This window comes from Halarchaeum rubridurum (assembly GCF_014647115.1).
GTDB lineage: Archaea > Halobacteriota > Halobacteria > Halobacteriales > Halobacteriaceae > Halarchaeum > Halarchaeum rubridurum.
Genome location: NZ_BMOO01000004.1, coordinates 197,371 through 213,498 on the forward strand (window position 1 = coordinate 197,371; position 16,128 = coordinate 213,498).

Sequence of the window (16,128 nt, forward strand, 5' to 3'; positions counted from 1 at the left end):
CGGCTCCTCAAAATGAAGCGTCTGCTCCTCGTGCTGCTCGCCCTCTCGACCCTCGCGGTCGGCGTCGGGAGCGCGGCGGCCGCGAACAACACCACCACGACGACCGCCACAGGGCCGCCGGTGGCGACGGGTGGCCACCCGGTCGCCGTCGACGGCGTCCTCTCCGTTCAGGGCTGGACCTACGAGAATGGCCGGATGAACGTCACCCTCCAAGCCGCCCAGTACAAGTCCGCGACGTTGGCGGCGTCCGCAGAGTCCACCGGACGGGTCGCACAAGCCGCCTATCGCCAAGTCATCCTCCAGCGCGGCGAAACCCGAACCGTCTCACTCCCCGCCGACCGCGTCGACGGACAGGCGTCGGTGTCCGTGACGACCGGCGCGTGCATCGCTTCGGGGTCGTGTCCGACGATCTACTCGAACGACAACACCGGCCCGTGGCTCACCGGCTCGGCTGAAGTCGGCTGGCTCGGGGGCGCGGGACTCGCGCTCTTCTCCTGCGTTGCGATGGGCTGGTACGTGATGCGTCGTGGCGGAAACAGCCCGGAGGTGGCCTAACGATGCGGCCGACCTTCGACGGGTGGAAGGACCGGCTCACCTTCCTGAGCACGAACTCCCAGCTCGTCTCGGTCGTCCTCCTCCTTGTCGCGCTCGGTGGCGTCGCGGGCACGATCTGGCTGTTCACGAGTGGAGGCTGGGACGTCCCGCCGTGGGGCTGGTCGCTCCTCGGTGGGACGCTCGTGCTCACCCCGATTACGGTGCCGTCGGCCTACGCGATTGCGCGCTGGCTTCGCCGCCGCAACCAAGTCGTCGTCTATCTCTGTAACGCCGAATCCCACGCTGCAAACGAGGGGAAAGCGCAGGAGAAGTTCTACGTGCCACCCGATATTTGGGCGGAGAAGTCCATCGGCAGGTGGGCTCCGACGCCGCTGAACGGTGGCGCGGCGTGGCAGGTCCGGGAGTTCGACTGGAACGACGACCTCGGCGAGTTGTACGTCGAGGGCACCCCGATGCCCGAGCTGAACGACGACCGGATGTTCACCTGGAAGACGTACGTCGAGGACATCTACGGCGACCTCATCGACCGCTCCCACGCGCTCAACCGCGCACGCGACCGAATGAGCAAGATGGCCGTCGACGTCGAAGAAGCCAGCACGAACGAAGCCGCTGAAGCCCGCGAACGCGGCCAGATGCTCGACAAGACAGCCGCGAAAGACGCCTGGGAGGACGCGACCGGCGACCTCAACCAGCTCGCCGCAACCGACGACCTCCCCGACATCGACGACTACATGAACTACGACGAAACCGACGCCGAGACCGAGGGCCAGCCCGATGAGTGACGACGCCAACAGCGGTGACGACCTCTACACACCCGCGCAGTACCGCGAGCACGCCGACGGCTACGGCGCACGCGACGCTCTCGGCCACGAATACAGCGGGATCGTGCAGGACCCGAAGGTCTCGCGGTTCCTCGCCGTCCTCTCGAATCACTACGACCCGACCGACGCCGAGGACACCGAGGATATGCCGGGTCGGTGGGCCGATCTTGACGAGGTGCAGGACATCGTCTCCATCGCCGCGACCGAGCGCGGCCGTGACGCGATGGAGGACGGCGATATGCAGATGCTCAAGCACCTCACCGGCCAGACTGATCAACGCGCCGACGTCTCCGGCCTCAAGGCTATCGAGACCCTCAAATCCTTCATGACCGGGCCCGCGCCGATGTTCTACGAGTGGGCCGAGCCCGGCACCGGCAAGACGAACTTCGCGCTGCTCCTCGCCGAACTCTGGAAACGCGAGCACGACGGCCAGGCACTCGTCGCCTCGAACATCCGCACACTCCGCGAAACCGACGCATGGAGCACCAAGGGCGACCTCGCCACCGACGAAAGTGGCGACTTGGTCGTCGTCGACGAAGACGGGACCACGCTCGACGACGCCGAACCCCGTGGCGGGTGGCTCTCGAACTTCGGCGAACTCGAAGAGTGGCTCCAACAGGACGGCGACCCGATGAACAACGCACAGACACCGAAACTCTTCATCTTCGACGAAGCCAGCAGTAGCGCCGGCGGAAGCGGGTCCAGCGGCTATGAAACTAAGTCCAAGATGGGGCCGCTCGCCTACAAAATCCGGAAGTACGGCGGCTCGCTCATCGTGATCGGTCACGACGGCAAGGACGTCCATCCCCTCATCCGCGAGATGGGTGTTTGCGTTCACAAATCCGGGCTCAAGACCGCGACCTTCTACGAGGACGTGAAGAACCGCCGCGGGAAGGGCGAAATCGAGAGCATCGAGGGAATCCCCGAGACCGACTGGCGGTATGACGACAAGGAACCGACTGCGTGGTCGTGGTCGCGTGGCGACGAAGAGGAAGACATGGCACCGAAAGAACGTGACCGTCTCTACCGCATCGCCTTCGCAATCAAGCTTCGAGACGACGGCGTTTCAGTCGCTGATACCGCGAACTACGTCGATAGAAGCGCTGGCTGGGTGTCTGAGAGATACAGCGAATTCCAAGACGGCGAGCATATTGACGCCGTGAAGTTCTTCGAGGGAGAAACCGCATGACAGCGTCGGGTTTCAATCCCGTTCAGGTTCACACACCCCCCGCCGCACTCAATAATGAACGCGGGGTCGTGGCTGTCGTCGCCAAGGCTCCTCTGGAGGCTACCACCCCACGCTACCGGCCCCGCCCCCGTTTATATATAAGACGCGCGCGACGAGAACGCGTGGCTTCACCGAGGTCAGAATAAAGATGGGTGCGAAGAAATCGAAGCGCGCGAATCGGTATGGGACGCTCGCCGAGAAGCGCATGGCCGAGAAGTGGCGGCTCCAACGCGACGGCGTTCACACGTTCTGGCGCGACGCCGTCGACCCACGGGACGGGACGCCGTGGGAGTTGAAGGCAGCCGTCGTCGAGACCGCCAGCGGCCGCCCCGGCCGGTTCCGCGTTCGGGAGCACGCGCACGCCCAGCTCGTCGAGCACGACGGCCGCTACGGCTTCGCCGTCTACCGACGCGTGGGCCGCGGCATCAAGGTGCTCCGCTACCGAGCGCTCCCCGCCGATCAACTCCCCGTCTCCGCCTGGTACGGCTCCGGTGGCGAGTCCGATGAGCACGATCACACGAAGATCGCGCTCACCGACGTCTTCTAAAAACTACTGAGAAAGAGGGAAGATTTCCGCGACTATGCAGGTTCTTCTCGCTCGTCGCTCACTGTCGAGCGCGGGCTGGGGACGTCATCGGCGGTATGGTCATTGAGGAAGTGTTTCCATCGGTGCTCGCCCTCGTCGAACTCGTACCCACAGAGCGGGCACTTGACGAGCGTGACGGCGACCGCCGTTACCTGATACTCATAGTAGTAGTACTGGAGCGTCACCACTCATCACCCCCGTCAGCACGAGCAGCGGGCTCCGCAGCGTCGAGCTGGTCCCACTCGTCGGCGACCGTCTCGTGTTCATCGTCGTCGGCAGCGTCGAGGATGCGGGGGATGTCGCTGGGGAGGACGATACGGAGCATGGAGCGGCCACCCATCGGGCCGGCGCTCAATTCGTTGATGTAGCCCTCACGGCGGAGGGGCTGAATGAGGGTGGTGTCGCAGGCTCCTTTGTCGCGGCTGTGTTTCTGTGCGAGTTCCTGCTTGGCGACAGATTTGGGGATGGTGCCGTCATTGTTCCGTGCGAGGTCTTGGAGGATGCCGAGCGCGGTTTCGAGTTCGGGCGTGCTCGGTGGGCGGATGCGCGGACCCTCGTCGTCGTTGGGGTCGGGGAGGTAGTCGGCGACGGCCTCACGAACGAGTTCGGTGGCGTTGATGTCGTTCTCTTCGAGGTAGGCGTCGACACGCTCGCCGAGGTCGCCCTTGAAGCGCGTATCGGCGCGCACAACCGTTCCGGAGTGTGTCCCGCCAGTCTCCATCCGCCCCATCACGCATCACCTCCTGCCGCAACTGTGGGGGTTCCTGCGGCAGCACCTGAAACGGAGGTCGAAGAGACCCGCATCCGGGGGGTCCGGATCGAGGGGTCGTTTCGGGTGGAGGCAGTAGTGTCCGTACCCCCCTCCCCGTGGTTGTGGAGGGTGTGGTGGGAGGTGGGGGTCATTGGTTCGTCCACCTCTCTTCAGGTGCGACGTGATCCGGGCGTTCGATGGTCTCAACGTCATCCGGATCGTACGAGGGCTCGCGTCGTGGGCCGCCGTCCGCACGAAGGCCGGGGTCGGTGTCCGTCTCAGCGAGCACGGCGGTATCGACCGCCTCGATGCGCTCCCCGTCGACCGACGTCGCGCCGATGAACTCGGCCTTCCGCAACACGCAGAGATGCGCACACGGCACGCTCTCGTCGCTGTACTTGTAGCCGTCACAGTCACAGAAGCCGACACGTGCGCCGCGTTCGAGGCCGTACGTGACGTCGTGGGCGGCCGCGCCGTCGCGGAGCATCACGATGAACGTCGTGGGCCCGCGCTGCTCGATGAGCGCACGGTCGGGGTTGGCGCGCGTCCAGCTCGTTGAATCGGCGTCGCGGACGCTCGCGAAGTCGAGATACGTCACCGGTTGTCACCTCCGCAGTTCGGACAGGTACGACGTGGGAGCCCGCCGGGCGAGGTCGTCGTTTCGAGGCGACCGCCGCAGGTCGGACAGTAGTGGAGCGTGCCACTCACGCCGACCACCTCACTTCGGCTACGAGTTTCGGGGGACGGCGTCGCCCCGCGACCGGAGGGCGGTTGACATCCGGTGAATAACCCGGGATTCCCGAGGGAGTATTCGGGTGAATTCGGGGGGCAATCGGGGCTTTACCTGCTGGTATAGATTCGGCCAGGAAACGAGAGGTGTCGCGATGGGCCCTGGCGGATTTGAACCACCGATCACCCGGTGTCCCACAGCCACTCGGGACGAGCAGGCTGGTATGAGCCGGGGGCTGTAAACCAGACTGAGCTAAGGGCCCTCGTATCGCCGTATTGGGGCCGTGGTCTTTAGCGTGTCGGGATTCGTCCGGCAACGGCGGCGCGGCGAGTCCGTCGCAGTGGGGTACGTGAGTGGACGAGGAGGTCAGACACACGAGACGGTGAGCGTCTCGTGAAACGACGAACGAAGGGAGGAGCGCCAGCATCAGAAACGCGATGCGTTTCTGATTAGGCGTGATTCCTATGAGGAATGTACGCCGCCACCAGGGCTCGAACCTGGGACAACCTGGGTAACAACCAGGTGCTCTACCAACTGAGCTATGGCGGCTTGCTCGCACTCTGTCGTAGCGGTGTCGTTCAAATATGGCTTTCGTTTTCCCGTGGATGCGACCACCGACGGTTTTTGGAGCGGGGCGGGCGTAGCGAGGGCATGACCGAGACGGACGCCGTGTTGCGGGCGGTCCGGGAGCGCGTGGACCCGACGGCCGCGGAACGCGAGCGACTGCGGACGGTGGCCGAGCGGCTCGTGGAGCGCGCCGAGGACGCGGTTGACGAGCGCGGCCTCGACGCGGACGTCGTGCGCGTCGGGAGCACGGCCCGCGGGACGTGGGTGCGCGGCGACCGCGACATCGACGTCTTCGTGCGCTTTCCGCCGTCGCTGTCGCGCGACGAACTGGAGACACACGGCCTCGCGGTGGGGAACGCGGTCCTCCCGAACGGCCACGAGGAGTACGCCGAACATCCCTACGTGAAGGGGGAGTTCGAGGGGTACGACGTCGACCTCGTGCCGTGTTACGCGGTGGAGTCGGCCCGCGACATCCGCTCGGCGGTCGACCGCACGCCGTTCCACACCGAGTACCTGGAGGCGCGTCTCGACGACGACCTCGCGGCGGACGTCCGGCTCTGCAAGCAGTTCCTGAAGGGAATCGGCGCGTACGGCTCCGACCTGAAGACGGAGGGATTCTCGGGCTACCTCACGGAGCTCCTCGTGCTCGAATACGACGGCTTCGAGGCGCTCCTGGCGACGGCAGCCGACTGGCAGCCGCCGGTCGAACTCGACCCGGCGGGCCACGCGAACGCGAGCTTCGACGACCCGCTCGTCGTCGTGGACCCGACGGACCCCGAGCGGAACGTCGCGGCCGTCGTCTCCGCGGCGAACGTCGCGCGCTTCCAGCACTACGCCCGGCGGTTCCGGGAGGAGCCACGCGAGAGCTACTTCTTCGCGTCGCCGCGCGACCCGCTGGACGCCGAGGGGGTACGCGCGGCGCTCGACGAACGCGGAACGCGCGCCCTCGCGGTCCGCTTCGACGACGACTCGCTGCTCGATCTCGTCGAGGACCAGCGCTATCCCCAGCTCCGCCGCTCGCTCGACGGCCTCGTTCGGGGCTTAGAGGAGCGCGGCTTCGAGGTGGTGCGCGCGGCGACGTGGGCGGACGAGACGGCCGTCCTCTTCTGCGAGCTCTCGGTCGCGGCGCTCCCGGCGGTCGAGCGTCACCGCGGACCGCCGGTACACGTCGGCGGGCACGCGTCGGGGTTCTACGAGAAGTACGCGGACGACCCGGACGTCTACGGACCGTACATCGAGGGCGAGCGCTACGTCGTCGAGCGCGAGCGTGACGTGCGGAGCGCGGCGGCGTTCGCCGAGGAGGAGTTGGCGTCCGTGGCGCTCGGCCACGCGGTCGAGCGACTCGTCGCGGCGGACGACTACACGGTCCTCGCGGACGCGGAGGTCGCGGCGCTCGCGGCGGAGTTCGGCCGGGAGTTCGCGGCCTACTTCGACCCGAGACCGTAAGCCTCGCGGACGTCGTCGAGGACGGCCGCGGCCTCGTCGGAGGGGTCGGTATCGGGACCCTCCGGGACGAGACCGTCGAAGACCTCGTGGACCATCCCGACGCCCTCGGAGAGCGTATCGAGGCTGTACCCGCCCTCCAGAACGAAGGAGAGTGCGGCGTCACAGCGCTCGGCGAGGTCGCGCACGCGAGTCGTGAGGACGCCGTAACCGTCCGTCGAGACGTGCATCCGGGAGATGGGGTCGTGCCGGTGGGCGTCGAAGCCCGCGCTCACGAGGAGGAGATCGGGGTCGAAGGCCTCGATGGCGGGCGCGAACGCCTCGTCGAAGAGGAGGCAGTAGTCGGCGTCGTCCGCGCCGGCGGGGAGCGGGGCGTTCATCGTCGCCCCCTCGCCGTCGCCCTCGCCGGTCTCCTCGGTGTCGCCCGTCCCGGGGTAGAGGCCGTCCTCGTGGATGGAGCCGTAGAAGACGTCGCCGCGGTCGTAGAAGATGTCCTGCGTGCCGTTGCCGTGGTGGACGTCCCAATCGAAGACGGCGACGCGCTCGACGTCGCGCGTATCGAGGGCGTGCTGGCTCGCCACGGCGGCGTTGTTGAGGAAGCAAAACCCCATCGCGTCGTCCTCGACGGCGTGGTGGCCGGGGGGACGGCCGAGCGAGAACGGCGTCGTCCGGCCGCCGTCGCCGTCGAGCGCGGCGTCGACCGTCCACGTCGCCAAGCCGGCGGAGGCGAGCGCGGCGCGCCACGTCGCCTCGACCGCGACGGTGTCCGGGTCCCAACTCCCGCCGCCGTCCTCGCAGAACGCCCGAATCTCCTCGACGTAGTCGGCGTCGTGGACGGCGCGCGCGGCGTCCTCGGTGGCGGGCTCGGCCGTGACGTACTCGATGCCGTGGCGCTTCTGGAGCGCGCGCTTGATGGCGCGGATGCGGTCGGGATTCTCCGGGTGCCGGTCGCCCGGGTCGTGTTCCGCGCAGACGTCGCTGACGCCGAACTTCATCCGACGAGCTCGAAGTACGTCTCGACGTCCTCGGCCTGCACGGTGCGACGACCGGCGTGGCGGGCGAGCGTCGCCGCGCCGTCCGCGGCGTCGTCCGCGAACGCCTCCAGGTGCGCGGCGAGCGCGACGCGGGCGTCGGCCGACACGCGATACTCGTCCGGGATGTCGAGGCGGGCGATCCGGTCGACGGGCGCGACCGGCAGCGTCAGCTCGTCCCGCTCGGGCGCGTCGGTCGCGTCGAACCCGAAGTCCTCGACCATCAGGGTCTTGCGGCCCGCGTCGGTCGCGTGTTCCGCGGCCTCCCGGGCGAGGGCCGCACCGCGGCGTTGGATGCGACGAGCGAGTTCCTCCGCGGCGTCCGCGCTCACGCGGAGGTCGCCGGCCTCGCGCCGGATGACCGTGTCCACCGGCGCGAACGGGAGCTCGACACTCATACCGTGAAACGTGCGTGTACGACCCTTAACGTTTTCCGTCCCGGTCGCACGCCGCTCGTCGGCGACCGCCCGCACTCACGCACTCGTGGACGGGACCTCTCCGTCACCGATGCGCCACGGCGGGCAACCCGGGACGAGCCCCGGACGACTACCGGGACGACGAGGACCGGGACTAGCGGACTTCTTCGGCGTCGAGACGGTCGTCGCGCAGCGTCCCGCGGACCGTCACCGTCTGCCCGAGCGTGACGTCCGCGTCCGTCTCGACGCTCATCGTCTCCGTGCCGTCGTCGAGGATGACCGGGTCGCGCGCTTGCACGACCGTCCCGGTGAACTCGACGTCCTCGCCGTCGGCGTCCGCGTTGGCACCGACGTCGGTCGCGTCGGTGTCGCTCCCGCCGCTCTCGGGCGCGGTCCCGTCCGCGTACGCCCCGAGTCCGGTCGCCTCCTTCTCGGAGGCTTCGTCGTCTCCCACCGCGGTCGTCGCGCCGTCCGCGAGTTCGACGACGCTCGCACGCCACCCCGCGGAGGCCTCGATGTCGTCCTGCCAGCCGTCCTGAATCTCGACGTCCGTGAAGAGCACCTCGTCGCCCGGCCCGATGTCGCGGTCCGCCTTCTCGCCCCAGAGCGCCACCCGGATGTCCCCGGTGTCGTCCTGCAAGCGGACGTTTCGCACCTGGCCCTCGCTCCCGTCGTCGCGCTCGAACGTCCGCTTCTCGTCCGCGGAACGAATCACGCCCGCGATGTCCGCGACATCGTCGAGTTCCAACTGCTCGATGGGGGTCGCCTCGGGGACGAACTCGACGTCCTCGTCGACGGCCTCGACCGCCCCGCGGTTGCCGACGTGGAGTTCGGTCGAACCGTCGCGCTCCCGGACGTAACCGTCCACGACCTCCACGACGTCGCCCGGTCCGAACTCCTCGACGGCGGCCGTCCGCTCGTCCCAGAGCGTCACCGTCACGCGGCCCGTCTCGTCGCCGAGCGAGAGGTTGGCGACGCGGCCCTCGCTCCCGTCGTCCCGGTCGAACGTCCGGACCGAATCCGTATCGAGCACCTCGCCGACGAGCGTGACGTCCGAGATACCCACGGAGAGGTCCTCGACCCGATACGTGTCGCTTATCTGGACGTCGATATCCGTGTCGGGGTCGGGCTCGACGCGGTCCGCGCTCACCTCGACGCCGTTGTAGCCGTCCGACGGTCGCCCGGCCACGCGGATGACGTCGCCGGCTTGGAGTTCGTCGGCGGCGTTCGCGGCCTGCTCGTCCCACAGCGAGACGCGGACCGACCCGCTCTCGTCCGCGACCTCGACGTTCAGCACGCGGCCGTCCTCCGCGTCCTCGTCGTCGCGCTCGAACGTCCGGAGTTCGCCCACGGAGACGACCTTCCCGACGAACTTCGCCTCGTCCATCTCGGGGGTGACGTCCGCGATGCCGTTCACCTCCCCGTCCTGCAGTTCGTGCGCGAGGAGCATGGCGGCCGTCTCGTCGTCCGCCAGCCCACCCATCTGCTCGACCTTCTCCGCGACCGCCTCGCGGAACTCGTCGAGGGAGACCTCGTCGGTCTCCAGGTCGGCGTACGTATCCTCTATCGCACCCATGATAATCGTAGTTCGGACCAAGGTAGGCCCGCGCATAAGCGTTGTCCTTGCCCGTTTCCGGGCCGCTGTCGGTCGCTCATCGGCCGTACGTCGTCTCCCCATCCGCCTTGAACGTTCACCCCGACACCCGCCCAGTTCACGCCACCGCATATCGTCGCGTGCCGCGAGAGCACGACCCACGAGAGGGGGCGAATCGTAACCGCTTTACGTACCCTGCGGCTACGAAAGAGTGAGTCCGGATAGGGTAGTGGACTATCCTCTTGGCTTGCGGAGCCAGGGACCGGCGTTCAAATCGCCGTCCGGACGTTCCTTCACTTCGCTACGCGACGAGCCTTCGGCTCGTCGCTTCGCTTCGTTCAGTCACGTCCGGACTCCGCGAGACGCGTCCGCGTCTCGCTTGCCCACGCGCGCCGTCGGCGCGCGTGGACGCCGTCCGGACGCTTCGCGTAGTCAGCCTCGGCTTGGTATCCGCGTAGTCAGCCTCCACTCCAGATTTGCGTAGTCGGTCTTCACTCCGGATTTGCGTAGTCAGCCTCCACTCCGGGTTTGCGTAGTCAGCCTCCGCTCCGGATTTACGTAGTCGGCCTCCACTCCGGGTTTGCGTAGTCAGCCTCCACTCCGGGTTTGCGTAGTCAGCCCCCACTCCGGGTTTGCGTAGTCAGCCCCCACTCCGGGTTTGCGTAGTCAGCCTCCGCTCCGGGCTTGCGTAGTCGGCCTCCAATCGGTGTTCGTTCGATTTCCTCGTTCGTCGCGTGACGCCACCCCTTTCTCCGCGCGACGCGAACACGCACTATGGACGAGCGACTGCGACTGCGCGCCGGCGTCGCGGCGTTCGACGCCGGGGAGTACGCGGCGGCACGCGACGGCTGGCGCGAGGCCGATAGCGAGGAGGGCGAGGCGCTCGCCGACGCCGCGGCCGTAATCGTTCGCGGGCGCACCGGGTCGTTCGACGGTCTCGCGGCGGACGCGCACGCGGCGAGCGAGACGCTCGGGACGCTCGACGAAAAACGAGGGGTGGACGCGTCGGCACTCCGGGACTACCTCGGCGTCGTCGCGGGCGACCCCGAGGTGGTGGAGCGGCGCCTCCCACCCGCGATAGCGCTCGACGGGGAGCGAGTGACGCCGGACGACCTCGACATCGAGGGCGTGCTGGCGCTCGCGCCGGCGGTCGCGGCCGCGTCGGGTGGCGAGCGCGAGCGCGTCGAGCGCGCCGTCGAGTACGCGCGGGCGGACCTCGGGGAGGACGAGGCGGGAACGAGCGCGTTCGTGACGCTCTGCTACGACGTCGTGACCGACCCCGAGGCGCGCCCGGTCGCGTACCGACGGCTCGTGGAGCGCGTGGAACGCCGCGAGGCGCGGGAGAAGGACGTCGAGGGGCTGTTCGGGTAGCGTCGGTGGAGGAGAAGAGAGAACGGGGAAGAGAATTAGGCGACTGCGAGGTACGCCGCGACGGCGAGGCAGAGCGCGCCGAGGGCGCGGACGACCCACGTCGCGCGAGTCGAAGCGGGACCGTCGTCGCCGTACTGGCCGGTGCGGTCGGGCGTCGTCGCGCCGAAGGCGCTCAGGCGGAGGACGACGTCCGGCCGGGCGAGGCAGAGCGCGCCGAGACCGGCGCCGAGGCCGACGGCGAGCGCGGTGCGCGGGTCCACGCTACTCGCGGAGGCGCGCGATGCGCTTCTCGACCGGCGGGTGGGTGGCGACGAGCTTCGTCACGAGCGAGCGGTCGTCGTCGTCGAAGATGCAGAGCGCGCCGACCTGCTCGTTGACGCCGCCCGACTGGTCGCGCGAGCCACGACCGCGGCCGCGACCGCCGCGCTGGCGGGTGGTGGAGCCGCTCGGACTCGGGTTCTCGTTGCCGCGCTGAATCTTCTCCAGCGCGCGGGCGAGGGGTTCGCCGCTGCCGACGTAGCGCTTCGCGTCGGCGTCGGCGACGTACTCGCGGTAGCGGCTGATGGCGAGGACGAACAGCATCACGACGAACTGGACGGCGGTCCCGACGATCATCGAGAGGAAGAAGTCCGCGATGTCGTTGTCGCCGGTGAGGAGGACGAGCCACTGGGCGGCGATGCCGACGATGGAGGCGATCCCCTGGCCGATGACCATCGTGACGACGTCGCGGTTCTTCACGTGCGCGAGCTCGTGGGCGAGCACGCCTTCGAGTTCGTCGTCGTCGAGGGTGCGCGCGAGTTCGTTCGAGACGACGACGGTCGCCGCGCCCTTGCGGCCGACGGCGAAGGCGTTCGGGACGCCCATGTCGGCGACCATCAGGCGCGGCTTCTCGATGCCCATGTCGTCGGCGAGCGCCTCGACGCGCCGGTGGACGTCGCCCCACCGGCCCGATTCGGGCATCTCCTCCGCGCCGACCGAGCGCAACGCGGACCACTTGCCGATCTTGTACTGGACGCCGACGAGCGCGACGCTCCCGAGGAGGACGAGGAGGAGCGGGACGCCCATGGCGTACGCGATGGCGGCGACGACGGCGTAGAACGCGAAGAGTATCGCGCCCACGACCGCCATCCGGAGTTTGAGTCCGGGGTGTCTCATGGGCGGTGCTACGGGTTTATACCGGATAAGTTGGGTGGTCGCGTGTGACGGTGAAACGGGCGTCGGCGCGGGAGGGCGGAAGACGGATGCCCGATGGGGTGGGGGCCTAGACGTCGCTCTTGGGTTCGCCGGCCATCGTGTACTCGGCGGAGTTGTCCTGCGGGTCGTAGCCGAGCACGTCTTTCGCGCGCTCCAGGGAGTAGTATTTGCGGTCGTTGTCGCTGATACCGTAGACGATCTCGTAGCCGTAGTCGGCCTCGATGCAGCGCTCGAAGAGGTGCGCGCAGTCGCGGTAGGAGAGCCACATGGCCTGCCCGCGCTCGTAGTCGATTGGCGGGTGGCCCTTCGTGAGGTTGCCGATGCGGACGCAGGCGACCGAGAGGTCGTGCTCGTCGTGGTAATACCGCCCCAAGGTCTCGCCGGCGGCCTTCGAGACGCCGTAGAGGTTCGAGGGGCGGGGGAGTTCGGTGCCGTCGAGGCGATAGTCGTCGTCCGTCCGGTAGAGGTCGGGCTTGCGCTCCGTCTCGTAGTGGCCGACGGCGTGGTTCGAGGAGGCGAAGACGACCGTCTCGACGCCGGTCTCGACGGCGGCCTCGTAGACCGTCTGCGTGCCGTCGATGTTGTTCGTGAGGACGGAGTTCCACGGCGCTTCGGGGCGCGGGTCGCCCGCGAGGTGGACGACGACGTCCACGTCCGCCATCGCGTCGCGGACGGCCTCGTCGTCGGTGACGTCGGCGACGACGAATTCGTGGTCGTGCTCCTCCGCGGGGGGGTCGCGGTCGAACAGCCGCCACTCGTACGCGTCGCCGATACCCCCCAGCACCGCCCGTCCGACGCGTCCCTCCGCGCCCGTGAGGAGAACCCGTTCGTCCATTCGAGTCGAGATGGGGCGGCGAGGAAGAAGTAAGGCGCGGTTCGCTCAGGCGTCCGCGACGGTGGCGCGCGGGGCGTCGTCGCCCCCGTCCGCGGGCCCGGCGTCGTTGCCGGCGTCCGCGTCGTCCGCCGCGTCGCGGAGCTGTCGGTAGCACGCGCCGAGGAGCGCCTGCACGAAGACCCCCCAGACGGCACCGACGAGGCCGGTGACCACCCAACCGGCGACGGTCGTCGACGGGAGGACGACACCGAGGATGCCGACGACGACGAGGTAGACGACCGCCGGAACGAGGAAGGTGGCGAGGAGCCGCCAGCGGTGTCCGGCGGCGAGGTCCCACGAGGACTGCATCGCGGTGAACGCCGTCTCGTCCTCGACGGCGACGTAGACGAGCGTGAACGCGAGGCCGAGCGAGAGGTAGATGCCGGGAATCACGAGCAGGACGAAGCCGATGGTCACGAGGATGCCGACGACGATGGAGGCGACGAACCACCAGACGAGGGCGGGGCCGACGCGCCGGCTGAAGAACTCCCCGGGGATGTGGTCGGTAACGTCGCTCACCATCGAGCGGATGGCGACGATGCCGAGGTAGGCGATGCAGACGTAGGCGACGAGGCTGAGGACGCCGCTCGCGAGCGCGCCGACGGGGAGGACGACCGGCGCGACCTCGGCGGGCGAGACGGTCGACTGGAGGGCGGCGTTCATGTTCGTGGAGAACAGCGTGACGAGCAACTGGAGGACGAAGAACGCGCCCACGAGCGTCAACCCGGCGCGGGTGGCCGTGCGGCTGACGGCGGTTTCGAGCGCGTCGCCGATATTCAGGGACATCGTTCGCCCGATTCGGACCGGGGCGTGTTAGGGTTTCGGTCGATTTCGCCGGAAGACGGCGCGGGGCGGCGCGCGGGCGCGGCGAACGGGAAGGCCCATACCGGCGCGCGCCGGCCGTGACGGTATGGTCAGCAGTGCTGAGGAGGCGGCGTTCGAGGTCGGTATCAAGTTCGGGACGCTCTACCACCAGTTCGCGGGGACGCCGGTCAGCCCGGCGAGCGCGGGGAGCTTGGAGACGGCGATTGCAGAGGCGATAGAGAACCAACCCCACTGCGTGGACGTGACGGTCGACGTGTTGGAGGACGCCCTGGAAGCCGAGCTGGCGGACGGGCCCGCGGAGTACACGGAGTTGACGGGGCGCTTCATGGAGGTCGAGGTCGTCGTCGACTACGAGGGGACGCGCGCCGTCGCGCGGATGGCGATGGACGACGGCTACCCGCTGATGGAGCTGGTGAACGTCGGGGAGTAGGGGGAACGGAGGGGCGCCGGCGGCCGATTCGGGGCGGCGTTTTAAACTACGGGGGTGCGTAGCACGTCCCATGAGCCAATCCGGGTTGGACGACGAGGAGCTGTTCGGCGAGGCGGCGACCGAGATACGCGCGGACGTCGAGGACCACCTCGCGGCGGCGCGCGACGCGCTCCCGGCCGCGTCGGCGGTGTGGGACGTCGAGGCGGACAACACGCTCGGCGTGCTGAACGGCCTGCGAACGGCGCTCGCCGTCGAGGAGGTCGAGGAGCACCTCCGCGACGCGAAGAAGTGGTACACCATCGGGGAGCGCGCGGACGCCTTCGAGGACGCCGACGACCTCGCCGAGGAAATCGAGCGCATCGAGGACGTCCTCGACGACCTGGCGGAGGTGAGCGACGCGGTCGGCGACCTCGCCTCCGCGATTCCCGAACTCCGCGGGGAGTTGGAGGAGCTACACGCGGCGGGCGAGGACGAGGCGGCGGACGAGGACGAGGCGGCGGGCGAGGCAGACGAGTAGCGAGCGACCGACGGTAACACGATAGCGAGGGAGCGACACTCGCGTGCTCCCGTCGCGCGTCGCGTTCGACGACAGCGTCTCAGCGGTGCGGCACGGGGTCGTCGTCGCGTTCGACGACGGCGTCTGCGAGGTCGCGGAGGGCCTCGACGGCGAGCGAGAGGAGTTTTGCCCCGCGGTCGGCGCTGTCCTCGCCGGGGTCGCCGACGACGCCGTTCTCGCTGAACGCGGCCGAGTCGTGCGCGAGGTTGGTGTGTGAGACCCACTCGCCCCAGCGCTCGCTGGCGCCCTCGCGCGCGTCGTCGATGCGGTCCTCGCGGACCGCGTCGGGGTCGACGTGGCGGAGGAAGGCGGTTTCGAGGGGGCCGGCGTGGCCCATGTCGCTCGCGTGCTCGCCGACGGCGTCGAACCAGGTGAACGGGACGGCGTAGGCGTCGTCGTGGCGGCTGATCGCCGCGCAGACCTCGCCAAGCGCGGGGACGTTGCCGCCGTGGCCGTTGACGACGACGACGTCCGTCCAGCCGTGGTGGGCGAGCGACTGGACGGTCTCGCGGACGTACGACCGGAAGGTGTCGGGGGACACCCAGAGCGTCCCGGTGAACTGTCGGTGTTCCTCGGAGACGCCAACCGAAACGGTCGGCGCGACGACGGCCGTCCCGTCGTAGGCGTCGGCGGCGCGCTCGGCGACGGTCTCGGCGGTGAACGCGTCGGTCCCGAGGGGCGCGTGCGGGCCGTGTTGTTCGGTGCTACCGACGGGGAGGAGGACGACGTCGACGGCGGTCGCGTCGGCGTCGGTCCACGTGGCGTCCGCGAGGCGCATACGTCGACGTGGAGCGGCCGCGACTTGTAGCCCGCGAATCAATCACCGCGTGTGACGCGGCGAGGAGCGTCGGACCGGGGGACCATCGGTCGGTTTCGCGCCGGTACTGTCCGTGTTCGGATAGGTTAGGGGGCCAGTATAACTAAGGCGGGTTGCGTCCTACCCGAGTAGTGAGTATGCCGGACTGTCAGAACTGTGGGTCCTTCGTGACCGACGCGTACGCACGGGTGTTTACACCGGACGAGCACAGCGCCCCGCGCGTCTGTCCGAACTGCGAAGACAAGATACGAGACGGTGCCGAGGTCCGCGAAGCGCGTTCCACCCGTCGAACCTGAGCCGTCTGCGCCTCGTTCTCGTCCCGCCGCGGAAAGTCACGTC

General features: G+C 68.6%; 20 protein-coding genes and 3 tRNA genes. 10 read left to right on the forward strand and 13 right to left on the reverse strand.

Annotated features, from left to right (window positions below; all coding sequences use genetic code 11):
* The first annotated feature begins 12 nt into the window (after positions 1-12).
* The 4 genes from IEX84_RS09815 to IEX84_RS09830 all read left to right on the forward strand — a co-directional run bounded on the left by IEX84_RS09815 (position 13) and on the right by IEX84_RS09830 (position 3,151).
* On the forward strand, positions 13-555 hold the full coding sequence (locus IEX84_RS09815; protein ID WP_188872370.1) for a hypothetical protein: 543 nt from the start codon (positions 13-15) through the stop codon (positions 553-555).
* 2 nt (positions 556-557) lie between these two features.
* Positions 558-1,337 carry a hypothetical protein gene (locus IEX84_RS09820; protein ID WP_188872372.1) on the forward strand — a complete coding sequence of 260 codons (780 nt, stop codon included), beginning with the start codon at positions 558-560 and terminating at the stop codon, positions 1,335-1,337.
* Positions 1,330-2,565, forward strand: a complete 1,236-nt coding sequence (locus tag IEX84_RS09825) for a DnaA/Hda family protein (RefSeq protein ID WP_188872374.1) — start codon at positions 1,330-1,332, stop codon at positions 2,563-2,565. The genes IEX84_RS09820 and IEX84_RS09825 overlap by 8 nt, the downstream gene beginning before the upstream one ends.
* A 187-nt stretch (positions 2,566-2,752) precedes the next feature.
* Positions 2,753-3,151: a hypothetical protein gene (locus IEX84_RS09830; RefSeq protein WP_188872376.1), complete on the forward strand. Its 399-nt coding sequence runs from the start codon at positions 2,753-2,755 to the stop codon at positions 3,149-3,151.
* A gap of 32 nt (positions 3,152-3,183) precedes the next feature.
* Here IEX84_RS09830 and IEX84_RS09835 read toward each other — a convergent pair whose 3' ends face one another.
* The 5 genes from IEX84_RS09835 to IEX84_RS09860 all read right to left on the reverse strand — a co-directional run bounded on the left by IEX84_RS09835 (position 3,184) and on the right by IEX84_RS09860 (position 5,220).
* Positions 3,184-3,375, reverse strand: coding sequence for a hypothetical protein (locus IEX84_RS09835; RefSeq protein WP_188872378.1), 192 nt, complete (start codon positions 3,373-3,375; stop codon positions 3,184-3,186).
* A complete protein-coding gene (locus IEX84_RS09840; RefSeq protein WP_188872380.1) occupies positions 3,372-3,920 on the reverse strand; it encodes a hypothetical protein in 549 nt (182 codons plus the stop codon). Before IEX84_RS09840 ends, IEX84_RS09835 begins: the two co-directional genes overlap by 4 nt.
* 169 nt (positions 3,921-4,089) lie before the next feature.
* Entirely contained in the window at positions 4,090-4,539 is a 450-nt protein-coding gene (locus IEX84_RS09845) for a hypothetical protein (protein WP_188872382.1), read from the reverse strand.
* Between the two features lie 287 nt (positions 4,540-4,826).
* A tRNA-Ile gene (locus IEX84_RS09855) sits at positions 4,827-4,933 on the reverse strand.
* 214 nt (positions 4,934-5,147) lie between these two features.
* Positions 5,148-5,220 (reverse strand) — tRNA-Asn (locus IEX84_RS09860).
* A gap of 102 nt (positions 5,221-5,322) precedes the next feature.
* Here IEX84_RS09860 and cca point away from each other — a divergent pair.
* A complete protein-coding gene (cca, locus tag IEX84_RS09865) occupies positions 5,323-6,684 on the forward strand; it encodes a CCA tRNA nucleotidyltransferase (RefSeq protein ID WP_188872386.1) in 1,362 nt (453 codons plus the stop codon).
* Here the strand turns inward: cca and IEX84_RS09870 are convergent.
* The 3 genes from IEX84_RS09870 to IEX84_RS09880 form a co-directional block, all read right to left on the reverse strand.
* Positions 6,663-7,676 (reverse strand): histone deacetylase family protein, encoded by a 1,014-nt coding sequence (locus IEX84_RS09870; RefSeq protein WP_188872388.1) that lies wholly within the window; start codon positions 7,674-7,676, stop codon positions 6,663-6,665. The genes cca and IEX84_RS09870 overlap by 22 nt on opposite strands.
* Positions 7,673-8,110: a histone gene (locus tag IEX84_RS14825; RefSeq protein WP_188872390.1), complete on the reverse strand. Its 438-nt coding sequence runs from the start codon at positions 8,108-8,110 to the stop codon at positions 7,673-7,675. The genes IEX84_RS09870 and IEX84_RS14825 overlap by 4 nt, the downstream gene beginning before the upstream one ends.
* A 172-nt stretch (positions 8,111-8,282) precedes the next feature.
* Entirely contained in the window at positions 8,283-9,704 is a 1,422-nt protein-coding gene (locus tag IEX84_RS09880; RefSeq protein ID WP_188872392.1) for a single-stranded DNA binding protein, read from the reverse strand.
* Between the two features lie 233 nt (positions 9,705-9,937).
* Between IEX84_RS09880 and IEX84_RS09885 the strand changes: the two genes are divergently transcribed.
* Positions 9,938-10,010: transfer RNA gene (locus IEX84_RS09885), tRNA-Arg, on the forward strand.
* A gap of 486 nt (positions 10,011-10,496) precedes the next feature.
* The gene (locus IEX84_RS09890; RefSeq protein ID WP_188872394.1) at positions 10,497-11,093 is read left to right on the forward strand and encodes a DUF309 domain-containing protein; all 597 of its coding nucleotides are present in this window, start codon (positions 10,497-10,499) and stop codon (positions 11,091-11,093) included.
* 35 nt (positions 11,094-11,128) lie between these two features.
* Here the strand turns inward: IEX84_RS09890 and IEX84_RS09895 are convergent, their stop codons facing one another.
* From IEX84_RS09895 to IEX84_RS09910, 4 genes are all read right to left on the reverse strand, one after another.
* Positions 11,129-11,353, reverse strand: a complete 225-nt coding sequence (locus tag IEX84_RS09895) for a hypothetical protein (RefSeq protein WP_188872396.1) — start codon at positions 11,351-11,353, stop codon at positions 11,129-11,131.
* Position 11,354: 1 nt separating this feature from the next.
* Positions 11,355-12,221, reverse strand: a complete 867-nt coding sequence (locus tag IEX84_RS09900) for a M48 family metallopeptidase (protein ID WP_188872576.1) — start codon at positions 12,219-12,221, stop codon at positions 11,355-11,357.
* 133 nt (positions 12,222-12,354) lie between these two features.
* Positions 12,355-13,122: an NAD-dependent glucose-6-phosphate dehydrogenase Azf gene (azf, locus tag IEX84_RS09905; RefSeq protein WP_188872398.1), complete on the reverse strand. Its 768-nt coding sequence runs from the start codon at positions 13,120-13,122 to the stop codon at positions 12,355-12,357.
* A 45-nt stretch (positions 13,123-13,167) separates the two neighbouring features.
* A complete protein-coding gene (locus IEX84_RS09910) occupies positions 13,168-13,947 on the reverse strand; it encodes a hypothetical protein (RefSeq protein ID WP_188872400.1) in 780 nt (259 codons plus the stop codon).
* A gap of 124 nt (positions 13,948-14,071) precedes the next feature.
* Here IEX84_RS09910 and IEX84_RS09915 point away from each other — a divergent pair, with 124 nt between their 5' ends.
* Complete coding sequence (locus IEX84_RS09915) at positions 14,072-14,416, forward strand: dihydroneopterin aldolase family protein (protein WP_188872402.1); 345 nt, start codon at positions 14,072-14,074, stop codon at positions 14,414-14,416.
* 70 nt (positions 14,417-14,486) lie between these two features.
* Positions 14,487-14,933, forward strand: a complete 447-nt coding sequence (locus IEX84_RS09920; protein ID WP_188872405.1) for a DUF5790 family protein — start codon at positions 14,487-14,489, stop codon at positions 14,931-14,933.
* A gap of 79 nt (positions 14,934-15,012) precedes the next feature.
* Here the strand turns inward: IEX84_RS09920 and IEX84_RS09925 are convergent, their stop codons facing one another.
* The gene (locus tag IEX84_RS09925; RefSeq protein WP_188872407.1) at positions 15,013-15,750 is read right to left on the reverse strand and encodes a creatininase family protein; all 738 of its coding nucleotides are present in this window, start codon (positions 15,748-15,750) and stop codon (positions 15,013-15,015) included.
* A gap of 176 nt (positions 15,751-15,926) precedes the next feature.
* Between IEX84_RS09925 and IEX84_RS14960 the strand changes: the two genes are divergently transcribed.
* The gene (locus IEX84_RS14960) at positions 15,927-16,085 is read left to right on the forward strand and encodes a DUF7563 family protein (RefSeq protein WP_425342208.1); all 159 of its coding nucleotides are present in this window, start codon (positions 15,927-15,929) and stop codon (positions 16,083-16,085) included.
* Positions 16,086-16,128 lie beyond the last annotated feature (43 nt).